Annotated in this window: 27 protein-coding genes; 13 read left to right on the top strand and 14 right to left on the bottom strand. The window is 74.5% G+C overall.

Features of this window, described 5'->3' with window-relative positions:
- Positions 1 to 13: 13 nt before the first annotated feature.
- Complete coding sequence (locus tag HL189_RS01885) at positions 14 to 2,356, bottom strand: galactose oxidase-like domain-containing protein (RefSeq protein ID WP_369132003.1); 2,343 nt, start codon at positions 2,354 to 2,356, stop codon at positions 14 to 16.
- Positions 2,357 to 2,646: 290 nt separating this feature from the next.
- On the opposite strand from HL189_RS01885, the gene HL189_RS01880 reads away from it, so the two are divergent.
- Both HL189_RS01880 and HL189_RS01875 read left to right on the top strand, forming a co-directional pair.
- A complete protein-coding gene (locus tag HL189_RS01880; protein WP_369132002.1) occupies positions 2,647 to 3,312 on the top strand; it encodes a hypothetical protein in 666 nt (221 codons plus the stop codon).
- Between the two features lie 267 nt (positions 3,313 to 3,579).
- A complete protein-coding gene (locus HL189_RS01875; RefSeq protein WP_369132001.1) occupies positions 3,580 to 4,905 on the top strand; it encodes a family 43 glycosylhydrolase in 1,326 nt (441 codons plus the stop codon).
- 28 nt (positions 4,906 to 4,933) lie between these two features.
- Here HL189_RS01875 and HL189_RS01870 read toward each other — a convergent pair whose 3' ends face one another.
- Positions 4,934 to 6,253 carry a PP2C family protein-serine/threonine phosphatase gene (locus HL189_RS01870; RefSeq protein ID WP_369132000.1) on the bottom strand — a complete coding sequence of 440 codons (1,320 nt, stop codon included), beginning with the start codon at positions 6,251 to 6,253 and terminating at the stop codon, positions 4,934 to 4,936.
- Between the two features lie 116 nt (positions 6,254 to 6,369).
- Here HL189_RS01870 and HL189_RS01865 point away from each other — a divergent pair, with 116 nt between their 5' ends.
- From HL189_RS01865 to HL189_RS01855, 3 genes are all read left to right on the top strand, one after another.
- Positions 6,370 to 6,759: a hypothetical protein gene (locus tag HL189_RS01865; protein WP_369131999.1), complete on the top strand. Its 390-nt coding sequence runs from the start codon at positions 6,370 to 6,372 to the stop codon at positions 6,757 to 6,759.
- 227 nt (positions 6,760 to 6,986) lie between these two features.
- Complete coding sequence (locus tag HL189_RS01860; RefSeq protein ID WP_369131998.1) at positions 6,987 to 8,198, top strand: hypothetical protein; 1,212 nt, start codon at positions 6,987 to 6,989, stop codon at positions 8,196 to 8,198.
- 61 nt (positions 8,199 to 8,259) lie between these two features.
- Positions 8,260 to 8,946 carry a DNA alkylation repair protein gene (locus HL189_RS01855; RefSeq protein ID WP_369131997.1) on the top strand — a complete coding sequence of 229 codons (687 nt, stop codon included), beginning with the start codon at positions 8,260 to 8,262 and terminating at the stop codon, positions 8,944 to 8,946.
- A 73-nt stretch (positions 8,947 to 9,019) separates the two neighbouring features.
- On the opposite strand, the gene HL189_RS01850 is transcribed toward HL189_RS01855, so the two are convergent.
- Genes HL189_RS01850 through HL189_RS01840 form a run of 3 tightly spaced genes read right to left on the bottom strand, consistent with a single transcriptional unit; the run spans position 9,020 to position 11,812 of the window.
- Positions 9,020 to 9,973, bottom strand: a complete 954-nt coding sequence (locus HL189_RS01850; RefSeq protein WP_369131996.1) for a CoA ester lyase — start codon at positions 9,971 to 9,973, stop codon at positions 9,020 to 9,022.
- A 34-nt stretch (positions 9,974 to 10,007) separates the two neighbouring features.
- Entirely contained in the window at positions 10,008 to 10,934 is a 927-nt protein-coding gene (locus tag HL189_RS01845; RefSeq protein WP_369131995.1) for a DMT family transporter, read from the bottom strand.
- Positions 10,931 to 11,812: a PhzF family phenazine biosynthesis protein gene (locus HL189_RS01840; RefSeq protein ID WP_369131994.1), complete on the bottom strand. Its 882-nt coding sequence runs from the start codon at positions 11,810 to 11,812 to the stop codon at positions 10,931 to 10,933. The genes HL189_RS01845 and HL189_RS01840 overlap by 4 nt, the downstream gene beginning before the upstream one ends.
- A 23-nt stretch (positions 11,813 to 11,835) precedes the next feature.
- On the opposite strand from HL189_RS01840, the gene HL189_RS01835 reads away from it, so the two are divergent.
- Together HL189_RS01835 and HL189_RS01830 are read left to right on the top strand one after the other, a co-directional pair.
- Positions 11,836 to 13,074 carry a CBS domain-containing protein gene (locus HL189_RS01835; RefSeq protein WP_369131993.1) on the top strand — a complete coding sequence of 413 codons (1,239 nt, stop codon included), beginning with the start codon at positions 11,836 to 11,838 and terminating at the stop codon, positions 13,072 to 13,074.
- Positions 13,067 to 13,615: a DUF1003 domain-containing protein gene (locus tag HL189_RS01830; RefSeq protein ID WP_369131992.1), complete on the top strand. Its 549-nt coding sequence runs from the start codon at positions 13,067 to 13,069 to the stop codon at positions 13,613 to 13,615. The genes HL189_RS01835 and HL189_RS01830 overlap by 8 nt, the downstream gene beginning before the upstream one ends.
- A 3-nt stretch (positions 13,616 to 13,618) precedes the next feature.
- Here HL189_RS01830 and HL189_RS01825 read toward each other — a convergent pair whose 3' ends face one another.
- On the bottom strand, positions 13,619 to 14,116 hold the full coding sequence (locus HL189_RS01825; RefSeq protein WP_369131991.1) for an AAA family ATPase: 498 nt from the start codon (positions 14,114 to 14,116) through the stop codon (positions 13,619 to 13,621).
- A gap of 105 nt (positions 14,117 to 14,221) precedes the next feature.
- Here HL189_RS01825 and HL189_RS01820 point away from each other — a divergent pair, with 105 nt between their 5' ends.
- Positions 14,222 to 14,818 carry a TetR/AcrR family transcriptional regulator gene (locus HL189_RS01820; RefSeq protein WP_369131990.1) on the top strand — a complete coding sequence of 199 codons (597 nt, stop codon included), beginning with the start codon at positions 14,222 to 14,224 and terminating at the stop codon, positions 14,816 to 14,818.
- Between the two features lie 29 nt (positions 14,819 to 14,847).
- Positions 14,848 to 16,425 carry an MDR family MFS transporter gene (locus tag HL189_RS01815; protein ID WP_369131989.1) on the top strand — a complete coding sequence of 526 codons (1,578 nt, stop codon included), beginning with the start codon at positions 14,848 to 14,850 and terminating at the stop codon, positions 16,423 to 16,425.
- Positions 16,426 to 16,481: 56 nt separating this feature from the next.
- Here the strand turns inward: HL189_RS01815 and HL189_RS01810 are convergent, their stop codons facing one another.
- Together HL189_RS01810 and HL189_RS01805 are read right to left on the bottom strand one after the other, a co-directional pair.
- Positions 16,482 to 16,799: an AzlD domain-containing protein gene (locus HL189_RS01810; protein ID WP_369131988.1), complete on the bottom strand. Its 318-nt coding sequence runs from the start codon at positions 16,797 to 16,799 to the stop codon at positions 16,482 to 16,484.
- Positions 16,796 to 17,497: an AzlC family ABC transporter permease gene (locus tag HL189_RS01805; protein WP_369131987.1), complete on the bottom strand. Its 702-nt coding sequence runs from the start codon at positions 17,495 to 17,497 to the stop codon at positions 16,796 to 16,798. The genes HL189_RS01810 and HL189_RS01805 overlap by 4 nt, the downstream gene beginning before the upstream one ends.
- Before the next feature lie 160 nt (positions 17,498 to 17,657).
- On the opposite strand from HL189_RS01805, the gene HL189_RS01800 reads away from it, so the two are divergent.
- Positions 17,658 to 18,818 carry an Mrp/NBP35 family ATP-binding protein gene (locus HL189_RS01800; protein ID WP_369131986.1) on the top strand — a complete coding sequence of 387 codons (1,161 nt, stop codon included), beginning with the start codon at positions 17,658 to 17,660 and terminating at the stop codon, positions 18,816 to 18,818.
- Between the two features lie 153 nt (positions 18,819 to 18,971).
- Here the strand turns inward: HL189_RS01800 and HL189_RS01795 are convergent, their stop codons facing one another.
- The 4 genes from HL189_RS01795 to sigE all read right to left on the bottom strand — a co-directional run bounded on the left by HL189_RS01795 (position 18,972) and on the right by sigE (position 22,224).
- Positions 18,972 to 19,349: a twin-arginine translocase TatA/TatE family subunit gene (locus HL189_RS01795; protein ID WP_369131985.1), complete on the bottom strand. Its 378-nt coding sequence runs from the start codon at positions 19,347 to 19,349 to the stop codon at positions 18,972 to 18,974.
- 90 nt (positions 19,350 to 19,439) lie between these two features.
- Positions 19,440 to 20,891, bottom strand: coding sequence for a S1C family serine protease (locus tag HL189_RS01790; protein WP_369131984.1), 1,452 nt, complete (start codon positions 20,889 to 20,891; stop codon positions 19,440 to 19,442).
- Between the two features lie 146 nt (positions 20,892 to 21,037).
- Positions 21,038 to 21,610: an anti-sigma factor gene (locus HL189_RS01785; RefSeq protein ID WP_369131983.1), complete on the bottom strand. Its 573-nt coding sequence runs from the start codon at positions 21,608 to 21,610 to the stop codon at positions 21,038 to 21,040.
- Positions 21,607 to 22,224, bottom strand: coding sequence for an RNA polymerase sigma factor SigE (sigE, locus tag HL189_RS01780; RefSeq protein WP_369131982.1), 618 nt, complete (start codon positions 22,222 to 22,224; stop codon positions 21,607 to 21,609). The genes HL189_RS01785 and sigE overlap by 4 nt, the downstream gene beginning before the upstream one ends.
- A gap of 207 nt (positions 22,225 to 22,431) precedes the next feature.
- Here sigE and HL189_RS01775 point away from each other — a divergent pair, with 207 nt between their 5' ends.
- Positions 22,432 to 23,106: an O-methyltransferase gene (locus tag HL189_RS01775; protein WP_369131981.1), complete on the top strand. Its 675-nt coding sequence runs from the start codon at positions 22,432 to 22,434 to the stop codon at positions 23,104 to 23,106.
- A 112-nt stretch (positions 23,107 to 23,218) separates the two neighbouring features.
- Here HL189_RS01775 and HL189_RS01770 read toward each other — a convergent pair whose 3' ends face one another.
- Positions 23,219 to 23,701, bottom strand: coding sequence for a 2'-5' RNA ligase family protein (locus tag HL189_RS01770; RefSeq protein WP_369131980.1), 483 nt, complete (start codon positions 23,699 to 23,701; stop codon positions 23,219 to 23,221).
- Between the two features lie 14 nt (positions 23,702 to 23,715).
- Entirely contained in the window at positions 23,716 to 24,936 is a 1,221-nt protein-coding gene (gene glgC / locus HL189_RS01765) for a glucose-1-phosphate adenylyltransferase (RefSeq protein ID WP_369131979.1), read from the bottom strand.
- Positions 24,937 to 25,169: 233 nt separating this feature from the next.
- Between glgC and glgA the strand changes: the two genes are divergently transcribed.
- Both glgA and HL189_RS01755 read left to right on the top strand, forming a co-directional pair.
- On the top strand, positions 25,170 to 26,342 hold the full coding sequence (gene glgA / locus HL189_RS01760; protein ID WP_369131978.1) for a glycogen synthase: 1,173 nt from the start codon (positions 25,170 to 25,172) through the stop codon (positions 26,340 to 26,342).
- 54 nt (positions 26,343 to 26,396) lie between these two features.
- Positions 26,397 to 26,933, top strand: coding sequence for a hypothetical protein (locus tag HL189_RS01755; protein ID WP_369131977.1), 537 nt, complete (start codon positions 26,397 to 26,399; stop codon positions 26,931 to 26,933).
- Positions 26,934 to 26,935: the final 2 nt, after the last annotated feature.

Below are 26,935 nucleotides of genomic sequence, written 5' to 3'. Positions count from 1 at the left end.
AAGCGGCGGGATCTCAGCCGAGGCGCAGCCAGGCGGCCTCGGAGGGGACGCCGTCCTCGTCGACAGCGAAGACCATGTACCAGCCGGGCGGCGCGAGCGCGGCACTCGCCGGCAGCTCCACGGTCACCTCGTCGTCCTCCCCCGTCGTGAAGGGAAGGTCGACGAGCCGCTGCTCGTTGTCCGCCGAGTGCGTACCGGCGCCCGGCCGCATGAGATGCATCCAGCGCAGCGGTCGCTCGCTCGCCACCGTGGCGACGACGGTGTCCCCGTAGCCGGCGGTCGTGTCCGCGAGGGTGAGCGTCGGCCGGCCGCCCCGGAACAGGTAGGGCGGCCAGTAGACCTCGATGCGCAGCTCCTCGACCCGGCGGGCCGGGTTCGACCCGGCGGTGACCACCCGGCCGTCGGGCGTGAGCAGCGCGACCGAGTGGTAGAGCCGGGGCACCCGCGACACCGCGCCGTGGGTCCACTGCCCCGTGGCCGGGTCGAAGAGCTCGGCGTCCAGGGTGGCCATCGCCGCGCTCTCCTCCATCATGGAGCCGCCGTTGACCAGCACGGTGCGGTCGGGCAGCACGGTTGCGGTCAGGTGCATGCGTGGGTGGTGGAGCGGCGCCACCGGCTCGTAGTGCGGCGCGTCCTGCGCGAGGTCCACCACCGCCGCGTCGGCCACGGCCGGAATCATGACGTGCATGTCGGAGGCCCCGCCGCCGACGATCATCACCCGCTGGTCCTGCGCGGGCGGCAGCAGCACGCTGGTCGACTGGTTGCGCACGTCCGGGAAGGGGAGCCCCTCCACCTCGGTCGTGGCCCCGGTGGCCGGGTCCCACACGGAGGGCCGGACGCCGTTGTTCCCCATGTACTGGCCGCCGGTGTAGAAGACCCGCCCGTCGGCGAGGAGCACCAGGTGGCAGTACATCGGCCACGGCCCGGGTGAGGGCAGCGGCGCCCAGGTGCCGTCCGCCGGGTCGTAGACCTCCGGGTCGACGTTGAGGTTGCCGTCCTCGCCGAGCCCGGAGATGGCCACGACCCGGCCGTCGGGCAGCGGCGCCAGGCTCGGGTACCAGCGGCCGCCGTCCATGGCGGGCTGCTCCGACCAGGCCCGGGTGTCCGGGTCGAGGACGAGCGCGTCGCGCAGACCGCGGAAGGGGTCGTACTGCAGTGTGCCGCCGGCGGCGAGCAGCCGGCCGTCGGGGAGCCACGCCTGGCCGCAGCAGAACAGGTCGATGGGCGTGTCCGGGGCCTCGAGCACCGGGGACGGGTAGCGCCACACCCGGGTGCGGAACTGCTGGGCGGCGAGCTTGGCCTCGTCGTTCCCAGAACCGGCGAAGAACAGCACCTCACCGGTGTGCAGCAGCGCGGCGTGCACCGGGTTGACCTCGGTCCCGAAGTCCAGCAGCCGCCAGACGCCGACGTCCGCTGCCGTGTCGAGGTCGGTGGCCAGCTCGGTGACGCAGTGGAACGCGCCGTTCTGCTGCGGTGGCGTGTCGACGGTGAGGACGACGAGCTGGTGGCCGGTGCCGGCCGGCAGGACCGCGATCGACGCGCCGGCGTTCTCCCAGAACGGCCAGGTGTCCAGCTGGGTCCACGGGCCCCAGCCGTCGACCGCCCGTCCGGTTCCGTCCAGGCCCCAACCGACGGTGTAGAAGCCGCCGTTGTTCCCGACCGGGTTGTCCACGCAGAACACGACCAGCTCGAGGCGGCCGTCGCCGTCGAGGTCCGCGACGGCCGCGCCGACGCCCTGGTTCTCCCAGAAGTTCCACTCCGGGATCGCGATCCACGGCCCCCAGCCGCCGGTCACCGTGCCGTCGGTGTCGAGCTGCCGGCCCACCCGGTAGTACCCGCCGTTGCCGCCCTCGGGCGCGTCGATCATCACGACGACGAGGTGGAGGCGGCCGTCGCCGTCCACGTCGGCCACCACGATGTCGCCGCCCTGGTTCTCCCAGAAGGGCCAGTCCGGGACGGGGATCCACGGCCCCCACCCGCCGGTCACCGCCCCGTCGGGGGCCAGGGCGTGGCCGACGCGGTAGTAGCCGCCGTTCTGCCCGAACGGCGAGTCGACCATGAAGACGACGAGGTCCAGGGTCCCGTCGCCGTCGATGTCCACGACCGCCACCCCGGCGTCGGCGTTGGACTCCGGGAACCAGTCCGGGACCCCGTGCCACGGCCCCCAGCCCCGGGTGACGGCCCCGTCCACGAACCCGGACCCGACCCGGTAGAAGCCGAGGTTGGGCCCCTCCGGCTCGTCGATGGTGAGGACCACCAGATCGGGCAGCCCGTCCCCGTCGACGTCGGCGACGGCGAGGCCCGCGCCGGCGTTCTCCCACCAGTTCCAGTCCGGAACTCCGACGAACTCAGGCATGCCGAACCCCACTCCCCCGGCGGCGACCGCTCCGGGACAACGTAGGGCGTGGAGGTGCTCAGGTGCGGGTGGCGGCGACCGCGACGATCGGAACGCCCGGGCTACACCCTGCAGCGACCGCGCGCCCAGTTCGGGCAGACGGTCGGAACCGTCCGAGATGAGTCAGTGCGGGACAGCACTGGACGCGCCGCACCCGGGCCGGTGCCGGCGGACTTCTGCGGCGAGACCCTCGACGCGGAACCGACCGGTTCCGTTAGGTGGGGCACCCCCTTCTCTCCTATGGAGCGCCCATGGACTCCTCATCCCGCCCCCTCCGCCGTACCGCCGCCATCCGGCGGGTGCTGCTCTCCTGCACGGTCGCCCTGGCGACGACCGGCGTGATGGGAGGCCTGGCCCCGCCAGCTCACGCGGCGTACGACGACGGGCCGGAGGCCCCGGCCGAGGCCCCCGACCGCATCGAGCCCTTCGCTGACTACCAGCCCCAGTCGACGTGCGATCCCGTGGCGAAGCCCGGAACCCGGGCGCTCGCCCAGCTGCTGTTCGACTACTACGGCACGGGGCGGAACGGCGGGATCACCCGGCAGTGCTCCATCGGGGGGCGCAGCGAGCACAAGGAGGGCCGCGCCTTCGACTGGATGCTGAGCGTCAACCGGTCGAACGAGCGGGCCGTCGCCGAGGACTTCATCGACTGGCTCCTCGACGAGGGCCCGGACGACGAGGACGGGTACAACGCCCGACGACTCGGCGTGATGTACGTGATCTGGAACGGCCGCATCTGGTCGGCCTCCCATGCAGATGACGGCTGGCGGCGGTACCGCGGGCCGAACCCGCACACCGACCACATCCACATCTCGCTGACGTGGAGCGGGGCGATGAAGGAGACCTCGTTCTGGACCGGAGAAGTCGCAGACGTGAGTGGGGACGAGGACGAGGACCCACCCGAGGACGACGACTGACGCGCCCGCCGTCCGTCTCGCAGCGACGGGCAGCCGGCCACCGGACGGCGTGCTCAGCGCGATCCGGTGGCCGGCGCCCGGTCGCCCCGGGCGGGGTCTGTTCGCAGCGTCACCGCCACACCGAGGCCTGGGTGCCACCACCCACCCGGCATGCCATATTCGCTCGGGTCCGCCCAGGCGGACCACGGCGCCCGCTCCGCCGGGGCAGTGCGGGGCGCCGCTGCACGACGTTCGTCCGCGGGCAGGACCGCACACGGGGGGCCACAGATGTCGGACAGCAAGCACCGTCACGTCCACGCGCCCAGGCGCCGCTGCCTGCCGGCACTGGCGCTCGCTCTGCTCGCCGCGCTCCTGCCCCAGCTGGTCGGCGTCGGCGCCGCGCACGCCGACATCGCGCCGTACGGCCGGACCCTGGCGGTGGAGGGGCTCGCCGACCCCGACATCTACAAGGTCGACGACAACCTGTACTTCATGTCGGGGACGTCGTCCCAGGACTTCCTGCCGATCTACACGTCGACCGACCTGCAGACCTTCAGCCTGCTGCACCGCTACGACCCGGACGCGCTCGACCCGGACCACCGGTACTGCCGTGAATGGGCACCGGAACTGACCAGGCAGGGCACCGACTACGTGCTGTACTTCGTGGCCAGCCGGGTGGACAAGGGCACGCCCTGCCCGTCGGGCGACAGCCAGCAGACGATCTTCTACGCGACCGCGCCGGACGCGGGCATGCAGTTCGGCGCGCCGGACGAGATCAACGAGGACACGACACATCCCCGCACCCACGACACGAAGGACTGCCCGGACGACGGGTGCGAGAACGCGATGCGACTGGATCCGTCGGTGTACTCCGACGGGACCCGCCAGTGGATGCACTACACCTGGTTCGACCCGGCGGACGGCACGGTGGTGTCCGCATTCCCCCTCGACGCGCCGGACGAGGTCTTCGAGGTGACCCGGCCGAGCAGGCAGGCCGAGCAGAAGGTCAACGAGGCGCCCACGCTCTTCAGCCGCGACGGGCGGCAGTACCTCTTCTACAGCCAGGGCAACATGAAGAGCCGTTACGGGATGCAGTACTTCATGGGCGCCCAGGTGAGCGACCTGACCAGGGAGCAGGCGAGGCGCTCGTTCTCCTCGCCCCTCGAGGCGCGCGACGGGCGACTGATCGAGAACCAGGGGCACAACACCGTCACCGATCGGCACGGCCAGTTCTACACGCTGTACCACGTCGCCGAGTTCACCGCGGACGGCGTCTACGCCGGCCGCGACGTCTACGTCCAGCCGCTGATGTTCAAGGCCGACGGCTCCCTCAACACGCTGAACACAGTCGATCTGCGATGGAGCGCGACGGGAGGGAGCACGTACTCGCTCGACGTGCAGACCCGCGACGGCGCCTGGATCCCGAACTGCCTGAGCGTCGGATCGGAGTCCTCGGTGACCTTCAACGAGGTGTGCACGGGCGCCGACGACCAGGTGGTGCACAAGGCCGACGTCGCCGCCTTCCGGATCAACCGCATCGCGGACGGCCAGACGGTGGGGGCGACCACCCTGGCCTACGACGGGTACACCGACACCCTGGACGCGACCGTCTGAGTCGACCGACGTCCGTGCCGCCCGAGGGTCACCCCGCCGTGCGCAGCACCAGGACGGCGATGTCGTCGTCGTTGTCCAGGTCGGTCATCGCCGACACGACGGCGTCGCAGAGCTCCTCGGCGCTCCGGTCCAGCTCAGCCCCCAGCACCTCGACCAGTCGCCGCACGCCCGCGTCCAGGTCGCTGCCGCGCCGTTCGACGAGCCCGTCGGTGTACAGCAGGAGCACGCTGCCCGGCGGCAGCTGCGCGCGCTGCTCGCTGCGCGGGGACTCCGGGTCCAGGCCGAGCAGCAGGTCCGCGGAGTCCAGCACCTCCACCCGGCCGTCGGGCTGACGCAGCAGCGGCGGCGGGTGGCCGGCGGCCGACCAGCGCAGCCAGCGGGTGCCGTCGTCGTCCTCCTCGACCCGGGCCAGGACGACGGTGGCCAGCGTGTCCACCTCGAGGCCTCGCATCGCGCGGTCCAGCCGGGTCAGCAGCCGCGCCGGGCCGTCGTCGCTGTCGAAGGCCAGCCCCCGCAGCAGGCTGCGCAGCTGCCCCATCGCGGCGGCCGCCTCGGTGTCGTGCCCGCTGACGTCGCCGACCGCGAGCAGCGTCGCCCCGGCCGCGGTGATGAACGCGTCGTACCAGTCGCCGCCGACCTGGGCCTGCCGGGCGGCCGGCTGGTAGCGGACGGCGATCTCCAGCGCCTCCGGGGTCGTCGGCTGGGTGAGCAGCGCCCGCTGCAGCCCCTCGGCCAGCCGCTCGACGGCGCGCACCGCCTCCCGCTGGGCCTCGAGGTGCTGGATCCGGTCCAGCGCCTGGGCGCACAGCGCGGCGAACGCGCGCAGCAGGTCGAGCTCGTCCGCGGTGAACTCCTGCTCGTGCACCCAGGAGGCCACCAGCGCGCCCAGCAGCCGGTCACGCACGCGCAACGGCAGCGCGGCCCAGGCGTACCGCCCGGTGGCGGCGAACACCCGCGCGGTCTCCGGCGCCCAGGCCAGCCCGGCGGCCTCGCTGGGGATGAGCAGTTCCTCCCCGTGGACGGCGACCCAGGCGCCGGGCAGCGGGCTGTCCCAGGGCTGCTCGCCGAAGGCGACCTGGACCTCGTCCCCCAGCTCGTGGCTGACCGCGAGGCGGACCAGGCAGGCCCGCTCGTCGCGCACCGCGACCGCGCCGCCGTCGGCCCCGAGCACCGGGAGCCCCCGGCCGATGACGATGGCGGTGAGGTCCTCGACGGTCTCCGCGCCGAGCAGGTCGAGCGCCACGGCGGCCAGCCGCTGCAGGCGCTCCTCGGCCCGCCGCTCCGCGATCCGAAGCCCGGCCAGCTCCCGCTGCAGCTCCTCGGCCCCGGTCGCCACGTGGTCGGTCACGCTCGCTCCCTCACCGGGGCCGCTGCGGGTCCGACCAGCACGGGGTCCACGGTGCCGCCGACCCTAGGTCAGCGGCCGATCGTTGCGGGCTCCCACGAGCGCGGCAGACTCGCCGCATGCCCGACTCCCCGCAGGCCCCCGCCCGGACGACCCGCCCGCACCCGGTGTGGAGCGCCCTGGTGGGGCTGACCACCTTGGGCGTGCTGCTGCAGGGACTGTGGGCCGGCCTGTTCCTGCGGCCCGGCGCGGGCGGCCCCTGGTACTCGATCCACCAGCACGGCGGTGAGGCGACGGTGACCCTGGCCGCCCTCGCGACGATCGCAGCCGCCGTCTGGCTGCGCACCCGACGGGACCTGCTGATCGGGACGGCGCTGCTGCTGGTGCTCCTGGTGGCCGAGTACTTCCTCGGCCGGGCCGGCGAGGGCAGCCTCGCGCTGCACCTGCCGCTCGCCCTGCTGATCATGGCGGTGGCCGTGTGGCTGCCGATGGCGGCCCGGCGCCGGTAGCCCGACCGCGGCCGCGGGACGTAACCGCCCACGGGATGTGATTTCGGACACATCTCTCCTCTCGACTCGACCCCGAGCCGAGATGTGCACGCCCGGAACGCCGACGACCCGCCGTCCTCACCAGCAGGTTCAGGCGGAAGGCCAGCCGACACGCCGCTACTCGGTGATCACAAATCGTTACGTAGCGTGTACCCGCATCGGTCTCCCCACCTGAGGATCCACGCCCCATGAAGCGCACCTACAAGCTCGCGACCGTGTCGTTGGCCGTCACGATCGCGTCCTCCGGCCTGGGCGTCCTGTCGTCCACGGACACCCCCTCCGCGCCCGACACCCGGGTGGAGGCCGCCGCGGACGACGAGGGCGCACGCCCCGGCGGGCCTGCGGTGTCGGGGAGCGACCCGGACCTCGACGGCGACGGGGCGACGGCACCCACCCCCGCACCGGCACCCGCACCGGCTCCCGCGCCGGCTCCGGTACCCGTCCCACCGCCGACCTCGCCCGGCAGCGGGACGGGCGCCGAGACCGGGGCTGTCACCCTGAACCCCTGCGGGGGCACCGGACGCAGCACGGTGCGTCCCCAGTCGATCGGCACCACGCTGACCACCCAGTGGGTCGTGAAGGACCCGCAGGACGACGCGACCTACGACCTGTCCGGGATCACCTCGACCGCGTACCCGGCGACCAACTCGGTCTTCGCGGTCGGGACCGGCACCGCGGCGGCTCGCACCTGCATCGTCGGCGGCACGATCCTCGGCCAGGCGGATGACAGCCAGACCTGGAGCTACTACCACGACCAGTTCAACGCGGCCTGCGTGAAGATCATCGCGACCGAGTCGATGCAGGTGCACGACGTCCGCTGCGACAACGTCGAGGACGGCATCAAGCCGCAGGAGAACGGCGTCAACGCCAACAACGCGACGTTCCTCGTGACCGGCACCTACCTGTCCCGCATCCGGGACGACTGCATGGAGAACGACTACACGGTCGGCGGGGTGCTCCGCGACAACCTCTGGGAGCAGTGCAACACCGGCATCTCCGAGCGCCCGTCGAGTGACCGGTCGTGGCCGACGCCCGCGTCGGAGACCCTCACCCTCGACCGCATGCTGATCGGCCTCTACGAGACGCCGCACGTCGAGGGCGGTGAGGTCGTGATGGGCGAGAACGCCTTGTTCAAGTGGTCGGAGTCGGGCAACCGCGTGGTCATCAAGTGCTCGGTGTTCAAGGTCGACTCGGTGTCCCTGAACGGCACCGACTCGATGGCCCTGCCGCCGGGGACGGTCGTCGACGACTCCGCCTGCCCCGACGAGCCCTCCACCATCGTGTGGCTGGGCGGTGGGGCCTACCCGGCCGACACGGCCGGGATGCGGGTCGTCAGCGACCGGTCCGTCTGGGACGACGCGGTCAGCAGGTGGAAGACCGACCACGGCTACCTGCCCTGATCCCACGTCACCCGGCGCGGGGCCCACACGCGCGGCTCGTCGCGCGCGGCAGACTCCGGGCATGGTCCCGCCCCTCGTCCCCGCCGTGCGCGCGACGCTGCGGGCGGCCGCCGACCCCGAGCGCGGCCGCGGCATGCAGGCCTATCTGAAGTCCACGCAGCCCTGCCTCGGGGTGCGCGTGCCGGAGGTCCGACGGCTCACCCGGACGGCGGCCGCCGGTCACCCGCCGGCCTCGGTGGGCGACGTCGAACGGGCAGCGGCTGAGCTCTGGCGGTCCGCCACGCACCGCGAGGAGCGGTACGCGGCGATCGCGCTCACCGGTCTGCCGGTGGCCGAGGGTGCCCTCGAGCTGCTGCCGCTCCACACCGAGATGGTCACCACCGGGGCGTGGTGGGACCTGGTGGACGGCGTCTCCCCCCGGGTGCGGGAACTGCTGCTCGCGCACCCGGAGGCGATGGCGCCGGTGCTGCGCGGCTGGGCGCGCTCGCCGGACCGGTGGCTGCGGCGCAGCGCGGTCATCGCGCAGGTGGGGGCGAAGGACCGCACCGACACCGACCTGCTCGCCGAGGTGATCGAGGTCAACGCCGCCGATCCGGAGTTCTTCGTCCGCAAGGCCATCGGCTGGGCGCTGCGCGACCTGGCCAAGAGCGATCCGGCCTGGGTCCTCCGGTTCCTCGCCGAGCACGAGCTGAGCCCGCTGTCCCGGCGGGAGGCGGCCAAGCACCTCGGCGGCGGCGCACCCGGCTGAGTCGTGGTGCGGACGCTCGCGCTCTGGGTGCCCCCCGCACTCGGAGCACGAGCGTCCGGGGGGACATCTCTGCTCAGGCCCCGGGCGGGGTGAACGAACGGGTGCGCGCCAGGCCGGCGGCGCGGCCCTTGCCGGCGATCACGAGCGCCATCTTGCGGCTCGCCTCGTCGATCATCTCGTCGCCGAGCATCGCCGAGCCCTTCGTCCCGCCGGCCGCGGAGGTGGACCAGTCGTAGGCGTCGAGGATGAGCTCGGCGTGGTCGTAGTCCTCCTGCGACGGCGCGTAGACCTCGTTCGCCGCGTCGATCTGGTCCGGGTGCAGCACCCACTTGCCGTCGAAGCCGAGGACCGCCGAGCGCCGGGCCACCGCGCGGAACCCGTCGACGTCGCGGACCTGGAGGAAGGGCCCGTCGATCGCCTGCACCCCGGCGGCGCGGGCGGCCACCAGGATGGTCATGAGGACGTGGTGGAAGGGGTCGCCCGGGTAGTCGGGGTGCAGGGTGCCGACGGCCAGGGTCTTCATGTTCAGGCTGGCCATGAAGTCGGCCGGGCCGAAGACGAGGGTCTCCACCCGCGGGCTGGCGGACGCGATCGCGTTGACGTCCAGCAACCCCCGGGCGTCCTCGATCTGCGCCTCGATGCCGATCCGGCCGACCTCCAGCCCGTTGGCCCGCTCGACCTGCCCGAGCAGGAGATCCAGGGCCCGCACCTCCCCGGCGTCGGCGACCTTGGGGAGCACGATGCAGTCCAGCTCGGCCCCCGCGCCGTCGACGACCTCGAGGACGTCGCGGTAGGTCCACTCGGTCGTCCAGCCGTTGACCCGGACGGCGCGGATCTTCCCCTCCCAGCCGCCCTCGTTCAGCGCCGCCACGATGTTCTTGCGGGCCCCGGGCTTGGCCAGCGGAGCGCAGGCGTCCTCGAGGTCGAGGAAGACCTGGTCGGCCGGCAGCCCCTTGGCCTTCTCCAGGAACCGGGGGTTGCTGCCCGGGACGGCGAGGTTCGAACGACGGGGTCGGAGCTCGGCCACGGTGCCTCCGCTGGTCGGTGGGGTTGCCGGACGGTCAGAGCGGGTCTGGTTCGGGGGCGGGCCGGCCACCCCGCACCACCAGGGCGACGCCCGCGACGACCGCGAGCATCCCGGGCAGGGCGAGCAGCGGCGGGACCTGCTGCAGCAGCACCAGCGCCACGAGGAGCGCGCCGGGCACCTCCAGCAGGATCGCCAGGCCCACGACGGTCGGGCCGACGGAGGAGAGCACGAGGTTCAGCAGCGTGTGCCCGAGCAGCTGGGCGCAGACGGTGATCGCCGCGATCAGCCACCAGTCGCGGGCGCTGAAGCCGGTCAGCGGGAGGTCGGCCAGCAGCGCCGCGGCGGCCAGCGCGACGGCGCACACCGAGTAGCACGTCACCGAGTAGGCCGAGGTGGTCAGCCGCTCCCGGGCCCGCGCGCCGGCGAGCATGTAGCCGCCCGCGCAGATCGCTCCCAGCAGCGCCAGGCCGTCCCCGGCCAGGGCCTCCCGGGAGACGGTGACGTCGACCCCGGCGATCAGCGCGGCGCCGAGCACGGCCAGCGCCAGCCCCCACCACACCTGCGCGGGCAGCTCGACCCCGGAGAGACGCGCGGCCAGCGCCGTCCAGACCGGGGTGGTGGTCACCAGCGCCGTGGAGGCGGCCACCGTCGTCATCGACAGGCTCGGCAGCCAGGCGGCGAAGTGCGCCGCCAGGAACAGCCCGGCCACCACCGAGCTGGTGAGGTCGCGGGCACGCAGTCCGGCCAGCGCGCCCCGCTCGCGCAGCAGCAGGACCGGCAGCAGGAGGGCCGCGCCGGCTGCGTTGCGCCAGAACGCGATGGCCAGGAAGGACGTGGTGACCAGCGCGGTCAGCGGGCCGGAGAAGGAGACGCCGACGACGGCCACCGCCATGAGCGCGGTGTCGCGGCTCCCCGGTCGGGTGACCGCCCAGGCCGGCGCCGCTGTGGCGGCACCGGTCACGCCGGGACCCGGATGGTGCCGGTGGCGACCGGCCGCACCGCCCCGGCCACGCTGACCTCGGTGACCGCACCCGCGCCGACGGTGACCCGCCCGGCGAGCTCGGAGGGCCGCTCCACGGCGGCCCCCTGGGCGAGCAGGTAGTCGGTGACGCCCTCGGGCACCAGGCCCTCGGTGGCCAGCCAGATGCCGGTGCCCAGGGCGGCGGACCCGGTGGCCGGGTCCTCGGCCCAGTCGAGGCCGGCGGCGAGGACCCGGACGGTGCCGCGGCGCGCCTCGGCGTCCCAGACCAGCACGGAGACCCCGCCCTGCACGCCGGGCAGCAGCGCGTCCAGCGCCCGCGGGTCGGGGACTGCGCGCTCCAGCGCTCCGGGCCGCACCTCGAGCTGGGCGAAGTCGATGCCGCAGCCGACCAGGTGCGCCGGGCGGCCGGTCGTGTCCGCGGCGTCGAGGCCGAGGGCAGCGGCCAGCGCGGCGGCGTCCGGCCCCGGGCGCAGCGACACCGTGCCACCGGTGAGCCGGGCCCCGGCGTCGTCCACCTCGACGGCGACCACCCCGGCCCCGCACTCCTGGTGCACGACCCCGGCGGGCAGCCGGCCGAGCCGGACGAGGGTGTGCGCGGTGCCGACGCTCGGGTGACCGGCGAAGGGCAGCTCGGTGCGCGGGGTGAAGATGCGCACCCGGTACGAGGCGGTCGGCTCGGTCGGCGCGCTGACGAAGGTGGACTCGGAGTAGCCGAACTCGGCGGCCAGCGTCTGGCACTGCGCCGTCGTCAGGTCCCCGGCGTCCAGGACGACGGCGAGCTGGTTGCCGCTGAACGGATGCGGCGCGAACACGTCCACGACCTCGTAGTCCAGCCGTCCATCTGCGGGGGTCGCCACAGGCTCGACGGTAGCCTCCCCCCGTGACGACGGTGACGAGGGCGTACGTCTCGCGCATCGCCGGGTTGACCGTCTTCGACCCCAACGGTGACCGGGTCGGCAAGGCCCGCGACGTGCTGGTCGCCCTCCGGGTCGGCACGGCCGTGCCGCGGGTGCTCGGCCTGATCGTCGAGGTGGTCGCCCGGCGCCGGATCTTCTGCCCGATGGGCCGGGTCACCGGCCTGGACGCCTCGTCGGTGACGCTCTCCTCGGGCACGGTCAACCTCAAGCGCTTCGAGCAGCGGGCCGGCGAGACGCTCGTGCTCGGTGAGCTGCTGGACCGGTCGGTGACGATCGTGGAGTCCGGCCGGCCGGCCACCGTCGTCGACGCGGCGATCGAGCAGACCCGCACCGGTGACTGGGTGCTCTCCCGCCTCGCCGTGCAGGAGCCCGGGCGGCTCGGCCGCCGCGGCCAGCTGCACCAGCTGGCCTGGGACGAGGTCAACGGGCTGGCCCTGCCGGAGACCGGGCAGAGCGCCGAGACGCTGATCGCCACCTACCGCGACCTCAACGCCGCGGACGTCGCGCACGCGCTGCAGGAGCTGCCGATCAAGCGACGGCACGAGGTGGCCGAGGCGCTCAGCGACGAGCGGCTGGCCGACGTCCTGGGCGAGCTGCCCGAGGCCGAGCAGATCGTCATCCTCGGCACCCTGCAGGAGCGCCGGGCCGCCGACGTGCTGGAGGAGATGGACCCCGACGACGCCGCCGACCTGCTGGCCGAGCTGTCCAACGTCGACCGCAACCGGCTGCTGGAGCTCATGGAGCCCGACGAGGCCGAGCCGGTGCGCCAGCTGCTCAAGTACTCGGAGGACACCGCCGGCGGGATCATGACCAGCGAGCCGGTGATCCTGACCCCGGACGCCACCATCGCCGAGGCGCTCGCCCGGGTCCGGGTGCCCGAGCTGACCCCGGCGCTGGCCAGCCAGGTGTACGTCTGCCGGCCGCCGTCGGCCACGCCGACCGGCCGGTACCTGGGGCTGGCGCACATCCAGCGGCTGCTGCGCGAGCCGCCGTCCGGGCTGGTCAGCGGGGTCCTCGACGACCTGGAGCCGCTGCACCCGGAGGCCCCGCTGGGCGAGGTGACCCGCTACTTCGCCATCTACAACCTGGTGGCCGCCCCGGTCGTCGACGCCCAGGGCCGGCTGGTCGGCGCGGTGAGCGTGGACGACGTCCTCGACCACCTCCTGCCCGAGGACTGGCGCGAGCGGACCCGCCGTGGCTGACCCGGACCGGCGCGCCGACCAGCGGCTGGACCAACCCCGCGGCAACCGTTCGCTGGGCAGCGCCCTGCGCCTGGACCCCGACGCGGTCGGCCGGTTCGCCGAGGGGATCGCCCGCTTCCTGGGGACCGGGCGCTTCCTCGCCGTCCAGACGATCATCGTGATCGTCTGGATCGTGCTGAACGTCGCGGCGGTCAACCTCCGCTGGGACCCCTACCCCTTCATCCTGCTGAACCTGGCCTTCTCCACCCAGGCCGCGTACGCCGCGCCGCTGATTCTGCTGGCGCAGAACCGGCAGGCCGACCGGGACCGGGTGCAGGCCGAGGAGGACCGCAGCCGGGCCGCGCAGACCCGTGCCGACACCGAGTACCTCGCCCGCGAGCTGGCCTCGCTGCGGGTGGCGATCGGCGAGCTGGCCACCCGCGACTTCATCCGCGGTGAGCTCGGCCGGGTGCTGAGCGAGGACGGCGACGACGGCGGCCCCGACCGCAAGAAGAAGCCCGGCAAGAAGCGGCGGGAGGCCGCGCCGGAGACCGCGGTCTGAGGCTCAGCGCCCCAGGGCGGTGAGGACGGCGGCCACCGGGTCCCCCTTCGCCGTGTCGACGACGGTGTGCCGCTCGTGCCACTGGTCGACGTCCCGCCGGGTGACCGCGGGCCAGTCCGGGGCGAGGTGCCCCGGCAGGTCCGCGGCCCGCTGCTCGACCCGGCGGCGGTGCTCGGCGGGGTCGGTGCAGATCAGCCGCAGCCAGTGCGCCGGGGTGTCGTGCCGAGCCGCCAGTTCCCGGAACGCCCGGCGGGACGCGGCCACCGGGAACACGGCGTCGACCACGACGTCGGTGCCGGCGGCCAGGCAGGTGTCCGCCGCCGCGCGCGCCAGGTCGTACCCGTGCGTGCCGACCCCGGCCGGGGACGGCACGAGGCCCTGCACCACGAGCGCGGCCTCGAACGCGTCGATCCGGAGGTGCGCAGCCCCCAGCCGGCCGGCCACCGCGCGGGCCACGGTCGTCTTCCCGACCCCGGGCACCCCGCCGATCACGATGAGCACACCGCCCATCCTCCGGCCCGCCCCGAGCCGGCGGGACGGCGGGTGAGACCGACTGCACAACGAGCAATGTTGCACACCGTGCAGCGACGGGCGCATCCTCGTCCGGTGGCCGGACTACGCGAGCGCAAGAAGGCGGACACCCGTGCCGCGCTGGCCGCGGCCACGCTGCGGCTGGCCGCCGAGCGCGGGTGGGAGCACGTCACGGTCGAGGCGGTCGCCGGCGAGGCCGACGTCTCCTACCGCACGTTCTTCAACCACTTCTCCAGCAAGGAGGAGGCGCTGCTGCGCCCCGGCGGCGCCGAGCAACCGCGGCTGTCCACCCGGCTGCGCGCCCAGCCGGCGGACCTGTCCCTGCCGGCGGCGGTGCGCGCCGCCGTCCGGGAGGAGGTCGGCGAGCTGACCGCCGACCCGGCCACGCTGCGCACCCGGATGACCGTGCTGGCCGGCACGCCGGCACTGCTGCCGCGGCTGGTCGAGATGGGCGCCGCCGACGAGCAGGCGATGGCGCTGGCCATCGCCGAGCGCACCGGGCAGGACGTCGACCTCGGTCCGGCCCTGCTGGCCGCCGTCGTCTCCGCCGCCCTGCGGGTCAGCCTGATGCGCTGGCACGGCCAGGACGGCGCCACCCCGCTGGCCACGCTCGCGGACGAGGCGCTCGACGCGCTCGCCGCCGGGCTGCCGCCGGCCACCCCGGCCCGCTGACACCCGATCCACCCACCGACAGGAGCAGCATGAGCACGCCCACCGTGAGCGACGCGGCAGGGGCACCGGCCCCGGCCACCCGGATGAGCAGGCGAGAGGTCCTCCAGGCGCTGTCCGGCCTGATGATGGGCATCTTCGTCTCCATCCTGGCGGCGACCGTCGTCTCCAACGCCCTGCCGACGATCATCTCCGAGGTGGGCGGCAGCCAGTCCGTCTACACCTGGGTGGTCACCGCCGAGCTGCTGGCGATGACCACCTCCGTGCCGCTGTGGGGCAAGCTGGCCGACCTGTTCAGCCAGAAGCTGCTCGTGCAGCTCTCCCTCGGCCTGTTCGTCGCCGGGTCGCTGCTGGCCGGGTTCTCCCAGGACACGACGACGCTGATCATCGCCCGGGTGGTCCAGGGCCTGGGCGCGGGCGGCCTCACGGCGCTGGTGCAGATCGTGATGGCCGCGATGATCCCGCCGCGCGAGCTCGGCCGGTACGCCGGCATCTTCGGCGCGGTCTTCGCCGTCGCCACCGTCGCCGGCCCGCTCATCGGCGGCGTGATCGTCGACACCTCGTGGCTGGGCTGGCGCTGGTGCTTCTTCATGGGCGTGCCGTTCGCGCTGCTGGCGATCGCGCTGCTGCAGAAGACGCTGAAGCTGCCCGCCGTCCGCCGCCGGGACGTGCGCATCGACTGGCTCGGCGCGCTGCTCATCACCGCCGGGGTCAGCCTGATGCTGGTCTGGGTCACCCTCGCCGGCGACCGGTTCGACTGGCTGTCCGGCCCGACCGCGCTGATGGTCGGCGGCTCGGTGCTGCTGCTCGCCCTGGCCGTGCGGGTCGAGGCCCGGGTCGCCGAGCCGATCATCCCGCTGGGCATCTTCCGCAACCGCACCGTCACCCTCACCGTGGTCGCCAGCGCCCTGGTCGGCGTGGCGATGTTCGGCGGGACGGTCTTCCTCTCCCAGTACTTCCAGGTGTCGCTGGGCTACTCGCCGACCGAGGCCGGCCTGCTGTCCCTGCCGATGGTCGCCGGCCTGCTGGTCTCCTCCACCGTCGCCGGTGCGCTGATCACCAGGACCGGCCGCTGGAAGGGCTACCTGATCGCCGGTGGCGTGCTGATGACCACCGGCTTCGGCCTGCTCGCGACCATCGACGCGCAGACCTCGATCTGGGTGCTCGGCGCCTACATGGCCGTGCTCGGCGTCGGCGTCGGCCTGCTCATGCAGAACCTGGTGCTGGCCGCGCAGAACGACGTCCCGGCCCGGGAGCTGGGCTCGGCGACCTCGGTGCTGTCGTTCTTCCGCAGCCTGGGCGGCACGATCGGCGTCAGCGCGCTCGGCGCGGTGCTCGCCAACCGGGTCGCCGGCGACCTGGCGGTGCTCGGCGGCGGGGCCGGGGGCGGCGACCAGGCCGCGGCGCCGGACATGTCGGCCCTCCCGGCCGAGGTCCGGGCCCTGGTGCAGAACGCCTACGGGGACGCGACCGCGGAGCTGTTCCTCATCGCCACCCCGCTGGCGTTCCTGGCGCTGGTCGTCGTCCTCTTCGTCAAGGAGAAGCCGCTGAAGACGACGACCGCCACCGAGCGGCTGGCGGAGGAGGCCCAGCTCCCGCTGGCCCACTGACCCGCCCGGCCCCGCGGGCCGTCGTCGTCCACCCGGACGGCGGCGGCCCGCTGCCGTCAGCCGGTGACGACGTGGACCAGCGCGCCGGCGGCCCCGGCGAGCAGCAGGACGACGATGAACGGGGCCCGCAGGGCCAGCGCGACGGCGGCCACCGCGAGCCCGACCAGCCGCCCGTCGACGACCAGGTCGGAGCCGGAGCTCGCCACCTGCACGGCCACCAGCGCGGCCAGCAGCGCGGCGGGCACGAACTCCACGACCCGCGTCACCCACGGCCGCTCCACCCACGCCGCGGGCACCGACAGCCCGGCGAGCTTGAGCAGGTAGCAGCCGACCGCGCCGACGAGGACGACCGCCCACAGCGTCCCGGAGCTCACGCGGCCTCCCCCGCCGCGACCCGGCGCGGCCGGCCGACCAGCGCGACCGCGACCACCGCGAGGATCACCTGCACGCCCGGCGGCACGAAGGGGGTGAGCGCCAGCGCGACGACCGCCCCGCCCAGCGCGACCCGCCGCTGGACCGCCGGCTCGTTCGCCGTGCGGGTCAACCGGGGCCACAGCAGCGCCAGGAACGCCGCCGGGACGACGGAGTCCAGGGCCGCCTGCGCCGTCTCCCCGAGGCCCGCCGCGCCCAGCGAGCCGATCACGGTGGTCACGTTCCAGCCGAGGTAGATCGTCGCCCCGGTGGCCCAGAAGGCGACCCGGCCGAGCTCGCGGTCGGGCGCGGCGACGGCCATCGCGGTGGTCTCGTCGATCACCCAGTGCGCCGCGCCGGCCCGCCGCGGCCAGCCGCGCGGCGCGAGCAGCGGGGCGAGCCGTACGCCGTAGACGGTGTTGCGGGTGCCCAGCAGCAGCGCGCTCCCGACGGCGGCCGCCGCTCCCCCGCCCGCGCTCAGCACACCGACCAGCGCGAACTGCGACGCGCCGGTGAACATCACCGCGGACATGGTCAGTGCCTGCCACGTGCTCAGCCCGGCCCCCGCGGCCGCCGCACCGAAGGCGACGCCGTACAGGCCGACGGCGGCCCCCAGACCGACGGCGTCGCGGATGGTCCGGGAACGGTCCGACGTCGACACCCTGCCGACCCTAGTGAGGGGTGCTGACATGCCCTGGCTCACACCTGCGTCGGACGGGCGGTCCCGTCGCCGGCCGTACAGTGGAGTTGCCCGTGTCCGGGTTCCCGCAGGTGCGGGGGCCGGTCGTCCCGGGCTCCCCGTCGAAGGAGACACATCCCGCATGTCCGACACGCTGACCGGGTCGCCGGCGCTGGACGCCGTCAACGCGGCGCTCGCGACCGTCCAGGACCCGGAGATCAACCGTCCGCTGCCCGAGCTGGGCATGGTCAAGGACGTGCAGATCGGGGTCGGCGGCGACCCGGGTGCCGTCCGCGTCGAGGTCTACCTGACCGTCGCCGGCTGCCCGATGCGCGAGACGATCACCAACCGGGTCACCCAGGCCGTCTCCGCAGTCCCCGGCGTGACCGCCGTCCAGGTCGGTCTGGACGTCATGGACGACGCGCAGCGCGCCGAACTGCGCAAGACCGTGCGCGGCACCGACGCCGCCGACCCGGTGATCCCCTTCGCCCAGCCGGGGTCGCTGACCCGCGTGTACGCGGTCGCCTCGGGCAAGGGCGGGGTCGGCAAGTCCAGCGTCACGGTGAACCTGGCGGCCGCGCTGGCCAAGCGCGGCCTGTCGGTGGGCGTGGTGGACGCCGACATCTACGGCCACTCCGTGCCGCGGATGCTCGGCGTGGACGACAAGCCCACCCAGGTCGACAACATGATCATGCCGCCGCAGTCGATGGGCGTGAAGGTCATCTCGATCGGCATGTTCACCCCGGGCAACACCCCGGTCGTCTGGCGCGGGCCCATGCTGCACCGCGCGCTGCAGCAGTTCCTCGCCGACGTGTGGTGGGGGGACCTCGACGTCCTGCTGCTCGACCTGCCGCCGGGCACCGGCGACGTGGCGATCTCCATCGCCCAGCTGCTGCCCAACGCCGAGATCCTGGTGGTCACCACCCCGCAGCTGGCCGCCGCCGAGGTGGCCGAGCGGGCCGGTGCGATCGCCACCCAGACCCACCAGCAGGTGGTCGGGGTCATCGAGAACATGTCGTGGCTGGAGCTGCCCGACGGTTCCCGGATGGAGGTCTTCGGCTCCGGTGGCGGCCAGGCGGTCTCCGACGCGCTGACCAGGACCCTCGGTGCCCGGGTGCCGCTGCTCGGTCAGATCCCGCTGGACACCCGGCTGCGCGAGGCCGGTGACGCGGGCGCGCCGATCGTGCTCGCCGAGCCGGACGCCCCCGCGGCGCAGGCGCTGTCCGCCATCGCGGAGAGCCTGGCGGTCCGTTCGCGCGGCCTGTCCGGCATGTCCCTGGGTCTCACGCCGGTCCGCCGGTAGGACCCGACGACAGAGGCCGGTCACCCCAGCGGGGTGACCGGCCTCTGCGTTGTCGTGCCGGCCTCGGTGCAGGGGCCCGCGCCGAGCGTCAGCGAGGGGTGGGGGGCACCGAGGTCCTCCTGCTGGCCGCGGTGGGGTCCGGGAGGACGACCGTTACGTCGCGTCGGCGTCGAAGGGCGGGGGGACGGCGGAGTCCCGGGGCCGCTGCGCCTCCGCCGTCCGCACCGCCGCGTTCCGCGTGCGTGCGCTGGACCCGGCGGCCCGCCGCGCGGGGGGTTCCTCGTCCTCGAGCAGCTGCTGCCGGATGAAGGTCTTGGGGTGGTACTGCCGGAGGTCGAGGTCGCGGAGGTGGTCGAAGTCGTCGCCCAGGCTGTCGTGCAGCTGGCCGCGGACCCCGGTGATCGCCGCGCGCGCCTTCTTCAGCCCGCCGGCCGCGTCCTTGGCCAGGGTCGGCAGGCGGTCGGGACCGAAGATGAACAGCGCGGCCAGCGCCAGGACGACGATCTCACCCCAGCCGATCGAGTCGAACACCGTTCCTCCTCGCACGCGGACCCGCCCAGCGTAGGCCCCGTCCCGGGCCCCACTGTGCGCGTGCGGAGGGTGGGTCGGACGGGTCCTCCCTCAGGCAGTGTCGAGGGTCGCCTCGACCTCCCGGGAGCTCCCGCCGCGGACCAGCTCGACGGTGACCGTGTCGCCCGGGTCGTGGGAGTCGACGGCGACCTGCAGCTCCTCCGAGCTGCCGACCGGCTCGCCGTCCACCGCGATGACGACGTCCTGCTCCTGGATGCCGGCGTCGGCCGCGGCGCTGGCCGGCTCGACGTTGACCACCAGCGCACCGTCCCGGGTGCCGTCGGTGACCGAGCGGGCGTTCACGCCGAGCGAGGCGTGCACCGCCTGCCCGGTGGAGATCAGCTGCTCGGCGATCTCCCGGACGGTGTCCACCGGGATCGCGAAGCCCAGCCCGATCGAGCCACCGGTGGTGCCGTTGCCGCCGACGGAGGCGATCGCGGTGTTGATCCCGATGACCGCGCCGGTGTTGTCGACCAGCGCCCCGCCGGAGTTGCCGGGGTTGATCGGCGCGTCGGTCTGCACCGCGCTGATCACCGCGTTGGTGTCGCTGCCCTCCCCGGACAGCCGCACCGGCCGGTCCAGCGCACTGACGATCCCGCTGGTCACCGTGCCGGCCAGCCCCAGCGGTGAGCCGATGGCGACGACCGGGTCGCCGACCACGAGCTCCGCGGAGTCCCCGAGGGAGGCGGCGACCAGCCCCGGCTTCTCCACCTTGAGGACGGCGAGGTCGCTGGCCGGGTCACGCCCGACGATCCGGGCCGCGGAGCCGCTGCCGTCGCTGAACACCGCCCGGATCTCCGCGTCGTCGGAGTCCGCGGCGCCGGAGATCACGTGGTTGTTGGTGACGATGTAGCCGCCCTCGGCGTCCACGACGACCCCCGACCCGGTGGCGCCGGCGTTGGCCAGCCGGACCTCGACCGAGACGACGGCCGGGCCGACCCGCGCGGCGATGTCGGCGACCGAGCCCGGTTCGCGGCTGGTGCCCGGTGACACCTCGGACAGCTGCGTGTCCGGGGACAGCAGCGGTTCCTCGTCCGCGGTGCGGCCGAGGAACCAGGCGGTGGTGCCGCTGACCAGGCCGACCAGCAGCAGGGCGAGCAGGGCCAGCGAGGCGAGCCGGACCGAGACGTCGCGCAGCCGGACCTTGCGCCGTCCGCGCGCGTCGACCAGGAAGGGACCCGAGCGGGGCTCCTCGTCCTCGGGGTAGCGGGCGGGCGCGCCGAGCCCCGCGGGGGCGTACGGGTCCCGCCACGGGTCGGCGGTCGCGTCCGCCTTCCAGAACGGGCCGGTCGCGGTCCGCCGCGGCCGCCGGCGGCCCTCCGGCGGCTCACCGAGGCCGGTGGCCCCGCCCCGCGGCGCGAACGCGCGCAGCACCGCCTCGGGCGGCGGAGGTGGCGCAGGGCGCGGCGGCGCCGTCGGCCGGTCGCCGGCGAAGGAGCCGGCGACGTCGCCGGGCCGCCCGAACGCGGCCTGCTCGGCCGGAGGCGGCGGGGGGCTCGGCACCGGCAGCGGGGGCGGTGGGCGGTCAGCCGGCGCGAAGGGACCCGCCGTGCCGGCGGGGCGCGCGAAGGCCTGCTCGCCGGCGGTGTCGGCGGGGGGCTGCGCGGAGGCGGAGTCGTCCGGACGCGAGCCCGCGCCGGTGCTCGCCGTCAGTTCGGCCCGCCGGCTGGCAGGGTGTTGGCGGCGGTGATCGTGCGCACCACGGGCGGCACCACGTCGGTGCGCTCCGTGGGCAGGGTGTCGCGGACCGCCCCGGCGACCGAGCCGGGCGGCGGGACGTCCTCGGTGCGCTCGGCCGCGGGCAGGCCGACCGCCAGCACGGCGACGCCCAGGCCGAGCCCGGCGAGGGCGCCGGTCATGCCCCGGCGCAGCCAGCGGGCCTGCCCCGGGCGGGCCGGGGGCTCGGGCGGGGCCAGCGGGATCGCCCACGAGCCGGCGGTGAGCCCGCCGCCGCCGGCGCTGAGCCCGCCCAGGCCGCCGCCGCTGGGCACGTCGGCGGTGAACGGGATGGCGTTCAGCCGGGACAGCAGGTCACCGGGGACGGCGACGTCCGCGTCCCGCTGCAGGGCGGCCTTGGCCTCCCGCTGGGCCTGCACGGCCAGCCGGCACTGGGTGCAGCCGGTGAGGTGCCGGGCCGCCCGGTTCGCGGCGCCGCCGGAGAGCTCGCCGTCGACCAGCGCGGCGATGGCCTCCTGCGCCAGGTGGCTCTCCGGGATGCTCACGAGACCTCCTGCTCCGCGGCGGCGGGACGGCGGGGCGCCAGGTGGGCCAGCGCCTCGCGCAGCTGCACGCGGCCGCGGTGGATGCGGCTGCGCACGGTGCCGAGCTTGATGCCCAGGGTGGCGGCGATCTCCTCGTAGGTGAGGCCCTCGATGTCGCAGAGGACGACGGCCACCCGGAACTCCGGGGACAGCGCGTCCAGCGCGGCCTGCACCTGCGGGTCGAGGTGGGTGTCGGCGTAGACCTGCTCCGGCGACGGCGCCGACCCGGGCAGGCGCTCGGTGTCCTCGGGCAGCGCGTCGAACCGGATCCGCTGCCGGCGGCGCACCATGTCCAGGAAGAGGTTCGTGGTGATGCGGTGCAGCCAGCCCTCGAAGGTGCCGGGCGAGAAGTCCGCGAGCGAGCGGAACACCCGGACGAAGGTCTCCTGGGTGAGGTCCTCGGCGTCCTGCTGGTTGCCCGAGAGCCGGTACGCCAGCCGGTACACCCGCGCGGAGTGCTCGCGCACGACCTGGTCCCAGGTGGGGGCGACCCACCCGTCGGCGGCATCGGCCGGGAGGACGGGGGCGGCCTCGGGCACGACGGCACCCGGCCCGGTCGCTGCGTCCTCGCTCACTCCACCAGGATCGCAGACGCCCGGCCCGGACACCTCCCCGGCGGGGACGGGTTCATCGGAGGGACGGTGGACGGCGGTACGCGACAGACGCACGTCCTGATCAACGGAGCACGTCCCGGGCGGTGTTCCCGGTGGTGCAGACCCACAGGGAGTTCCCAGGCAGCACCCGCCACGGCGGACCCGCCACCCCGCCACTACCCTCGCCGGGTGACCAGCACCGCGGGACCGCCCCCCTCCGGAGGCTCCCCGACCGGTGCCGCGGCCTGGGCCGATTCCTTCGCCACCGAGACCCCGGCGATGCTCGCGGCCCGGCAGCGCGCTCTCACCTCGGCCACCGCCTTCGGCACCCCCGAGCCCGTCGAGCCCGCCGTCGGCGCGACGCTCGCCGTCCTCGCGGCCGGCTCCGATGCCCGGGCGGTCGTCTCGATCGGCAGCGGCGGCGGGGTCACCGGGCTGTGGCTGCTGCAGGGGATGCGGCCCGACGGCGTCCTCACCGCACTGGACGGCGACCCCGCCGAGCTGCGGGCCGCCCGGCGGGCGTTCACCGAGGCCGGGACGCCGAGCGGGCGCACCCGGCTGATCTTCGGCACACCCGCCGAGGTGCTGCCCCGGCTCTCCCCCGGCGCGTACGACCTGGTCGTCTGCGCCGGCCCGCCGCTCGAGTACTCCGGCCAGCTCAGCGGCCTGCTCGGGCTGGTCCGCCGGGGCGGCTCGCTGGTCTGCCACGGCCTGCTGGCGCAGGACCGGATCGCCGACCGCTCGGCCCGGGACCCCCAGACGGTGGCCTGGCGGGAGATCGCCCGGACCGTGCGCGAGGACGAGACGCTGACCTGCGCCGTCCTGCCGATGGGCGCCGGCCTGCTGGTCGCCACCAAGCGCTGAGGAAGGACCCCGTCCTGCTCGTGGAGGACCCCGCTCTCCTCATCCCTCGCACGCTCGGGACGAGCCTCTGAGCGGGGCCACCTGCGCTCGGGGCGAGCCTCTGGACGGGCCATCAGACGAACCGGTAGGCGTCCACCGGTTCCCACGGGCCGCCGCGGTACCACCACAGGCCGAGTCCCCGGGCCTCCGCCGTCCAGGGCTGGAAGCCGGCCGCCAGCCGGGCGTGCAGCGCCCGGGCGACCGCCGGGTCGACCTTGTTCTGCACCGTCACGTGCGGCCGGCGCCACTGCCGGTCCTGCGGGGTGAGGTCCGCGGCGAACGCGGCCGCCAGCCGGTCGCGCAGCGCGGTCAGCTCGGGGGCCGCCAGGTCGTAGGCGACGCCGCGGCCGAGGAAGCGCACCCCGGTGACCGCGACGTCGAACGCCGGCCGGCCGGCCGCCGCGGCCAGTTCGCCGCGCACGTCGGCGACCCGCTCCCCCGGCAGCGCGTGGAACAGCGTCACGTGCGCCGCGAGGTGGTTGCGGGCCACGGGGAAGTGCGCGGCGCGCAGCCGGTCGAAGTGCTGCTGCGAGACGTCGTCCAGCAGCAGCGTCACGATCAGCGGCGCGTTCAGGACGAGGCGCGGGCACCCTTGCCGAGCACGGTCACGCCGCCCTCGCTGACGTGGTACCGCTCGCGGTCCCGGTCCAGGTCGACGCCGATCTGCGCGCCCGGCGGAACGATCGCGTTCTTGTCCAGGATCGCCCGGCGCACCGTCGCGCCCTCACCGATGTGCACGCCGTCCATCAGCACGCAGTCCTCGACCCGGGCGCCGCGCTCGATGCGCACGCCCGGGGAGACCACCGACCCGCGCACGAAGCCGCCATCGATGATCACCCCGGCGCTCACCATCGACTCCTCGGCCCGGCCACCGAGCACGAACTTGGCCGGCGGGAACTGCGGCGGCAGCGTGTAGATGGGCCAGCGGTCGTTGTAGAGGTTGAAGATCGGGGTGACCGAGACCAGGTCCATGTGGGAGTCGTAGTAGGCGTCCATCGTCCCGACGTCGCGCCAGTAGCCGTGGTCGCGCTCGGTCTCCCCGGGCACCTGGTTGCTGCTGAAGTCGTAGACGTAGGCGTCCCCGGCCTGGGCCATCATCGGCATGATCGAGCCGCCCATGTCGTGCACCGAGTCGTCGTCCGCGGCGTCCACCCGCAGCGCCTCCAGCAGCGCGTCGGTGGTGAAGACGTAGTTGCCCATCGACGCGAAGGTCTCGTCCGGGCTGCCGGGCAGCCCCGGCGGGTCGGCCGGCTTCTCCAGGAACTGGACGACCTTGCCGCTCTCGTCGGAGTCGATGACCCCGAACGCGGTGGCCTCCTTGCGGGGCACCCGCAGCCCGGCCACGGTCACCCCGGCGCCGGTCGCCAGGTGCTGCTCGATCATCTGCGCCGGGTCCATCCGGTACACGTGGTCGGCGCCGAAGACGACGACGATCTCCGGGCGGTCGTCGTAGATGAGGTTGAGGCTCTGGTAGATCGCGTCGGCGCTGCCGGTGTACCAGCGCGGCCCCAGCCGCTGCTGCGCCGGGACGGGCGTGATGTAGCTGCCCAGCAGCGTCGACATCCGCCACACCGTGGTGATGTGCCGGTCCAGCGAGTGGCTCTTGTACTGGGTGAGCACCGCGATCCGCCGGATGTCGGCGTTGACCAGGTTGGAGAGCACGAAGTCGATGAGCCGGTAGTTGCCGCCGAACGGCACCGCCGGCTTGGCCCGGTCCTGGGTCAGCGGCGCGAGCCGCTTCCCCTCTCCGCCGGCCAGCACCATGCCCAGGACTCTCGGACCGCCACGCATGGTCGCAACGTATCCGGTGATCGCCCGCGGTGCGCACTCGTGCGCACCGGCTCACCCGTTCTCGTCACCCGCGGCGACGACCAGCAGGTCGGCGACGGTGACAGCGGGAGACCGGCGGACGGCACCGCGTCACCCGGAGGGACGAACTCGGCCCGCTGCCGGCCGGCCCCGCCGGGCAGGGGGCGCGCGGGCAGGGAGCGCCAACCGGACCGCCCGGCCCTAGGGTGACCCCCGTGCGCGTCGGAGTGATCACCCGGGAATGGCCGCCGGACGTCTACGGGGGCGCGGGGGTGCACGTCGAGCACCTCGTCGCCGCGCTCCGCGAGCTCCCCGAGGGCCCGGAGATCGACGTCCACTGCTTCGGCGGCGCCCGCCCGGACGCCACCGGCCACGCCGTCCCGCCGGGCCTCACCAGCGCCAACGGCGCGCTGCAGGCCGTCGGCATCGACGTGGAGATGGCCGCCGCGCTCGGCGGCGCCGACCTGGTGCACTCGCACACGTGGTACGCCAACACCGGCGGGCTGCTCGCCCAGCTGGTGCACGGGGCGGCCCACGTGGTGACGGCGCACTCCCTCGAGCCGCGCCGGCCCTGGAAGGCCGACCAGCTCGGCGGTGGCTACCGGCTGTCGTCCTGGGTGGAGCGCACCGCCTACCAGACCGCCGACGCGGTGATCGCGGTGAGCCGCGGCATGAAGGCCGACGTGCTCGACGTCTACCCGGAGCTGGACCCGGCCAAGGTGCACGTGGTCGGCAACGGCGTCGACGCCGAGGCCTACCGGCCGATCGAGGACCCGGACGTCGTCCGCTCGATGGGGGTCGACCCCGACCGGCCCTACGCCCTGTTCGTCGGCCGGATCACCCGGCAGAAGGGCCTCATGCACCTGCTGGCGGCGGCCGAGCAGCTGCCGCCGGAGGCCGCGCTGGTGCTGTGCGCCGGCGCGCCGGACACCCCGGCGGAGCGGCAGGCGGTCGCGGACGCGGTCGCCGAGCTGCAGACCCGCCGCTCCGGGGTGGTGTGGATCGAGGAGATGGTGCCGCGGGACAGGCTCGTCCCGCTGATCACCGGGGCCACCGTCTTCGTGGTCCCGTCGGTGTACGAGCCGCTCGGCATCGTCAACCTGGAGGCGGCGGCCTGCGGGACGGCGGTCGTCGCCAGCGCCGTCGGCGGCATCCCGGAGGTGGTCGACGACGGCCGCACCGGGCTGCTGGTGCCCTACGACGCCGAGGACCCCGCGGGCTTCGCCGCCGGCCTCGCCGCGCGGGTCAGCGAGCTGCTCGCCGACCCGGCGCGGGCGGCCGACATGGGCCGGGCGGGCCGGGAGCGGGTGCTCGCCGAGTTCGGTTGGCCGGCGATCGCCCAGCAGACCGTGCAGGTCTACGAGCGGGTCCTCGCCGCCCGGGGCTGAGCCCGTGTGCCGTCGACTGGCGGCTGAGCTGTGGCCTCCTCAAGATCGACGATCATGAGGGCGCTCAAGCTGTACGGCACGCTCCTCGCGGTCACGGCGGTCCCCTTCGGGCTGTTCCTGGGCCTTCCGCTCGCCGGCCTCTTCGCTCTCGCCGGCATCGGCGCGGGGGCCGTCGAGGGGTTGCTCACCGGGCTGGGCGGTGGAGTGGTCTTCGGGGTGCTGATGGCGCTCGTGCTGGGGACCGCGCAGCTGTTCGGTGTCCGCGGCGTCCCGCGTGGCCGCTCGCTGAGCCCGCGCCAGGAGCGGCGGGTGCCGGTGCCCGGAGGACCCGGCCTCCCCGACCGGGTGGTGTCCGCGCTCCGTTCACTGCCCGCCGACGTCACCGCGGCGGACGTCGCGACGGGCCGGTTCGTCGCCCGGCGGCGCGCCAGCTGGAAGAGCTGGGGCGAGGAGGTCGTCGTCCAGCTCACCGGTGACCCGGCTCACCCGACCGCGACGGTGTCCAGCCGGCCGGTCCTCGGCACGACCCTGGTCGACGCCGGACGGGGGCACCGCAACGTGGAGCACGTCGTCCCCGCGCTCGGCGGCTGATG

The organism is Modestobacter sp. I12A-02662 (genome assembly GCF_041028325.1).
Classification (GTDB): Bacteria; Actinomycetota; Actinomycetes; order Mycobacteriales; family Geodermatophilaceae; genus Modestobacter.
Note: the sequence above shows the minus strand (reverse complement) of the source record. Positions and strands in the feature narration are given on the sequence as shown.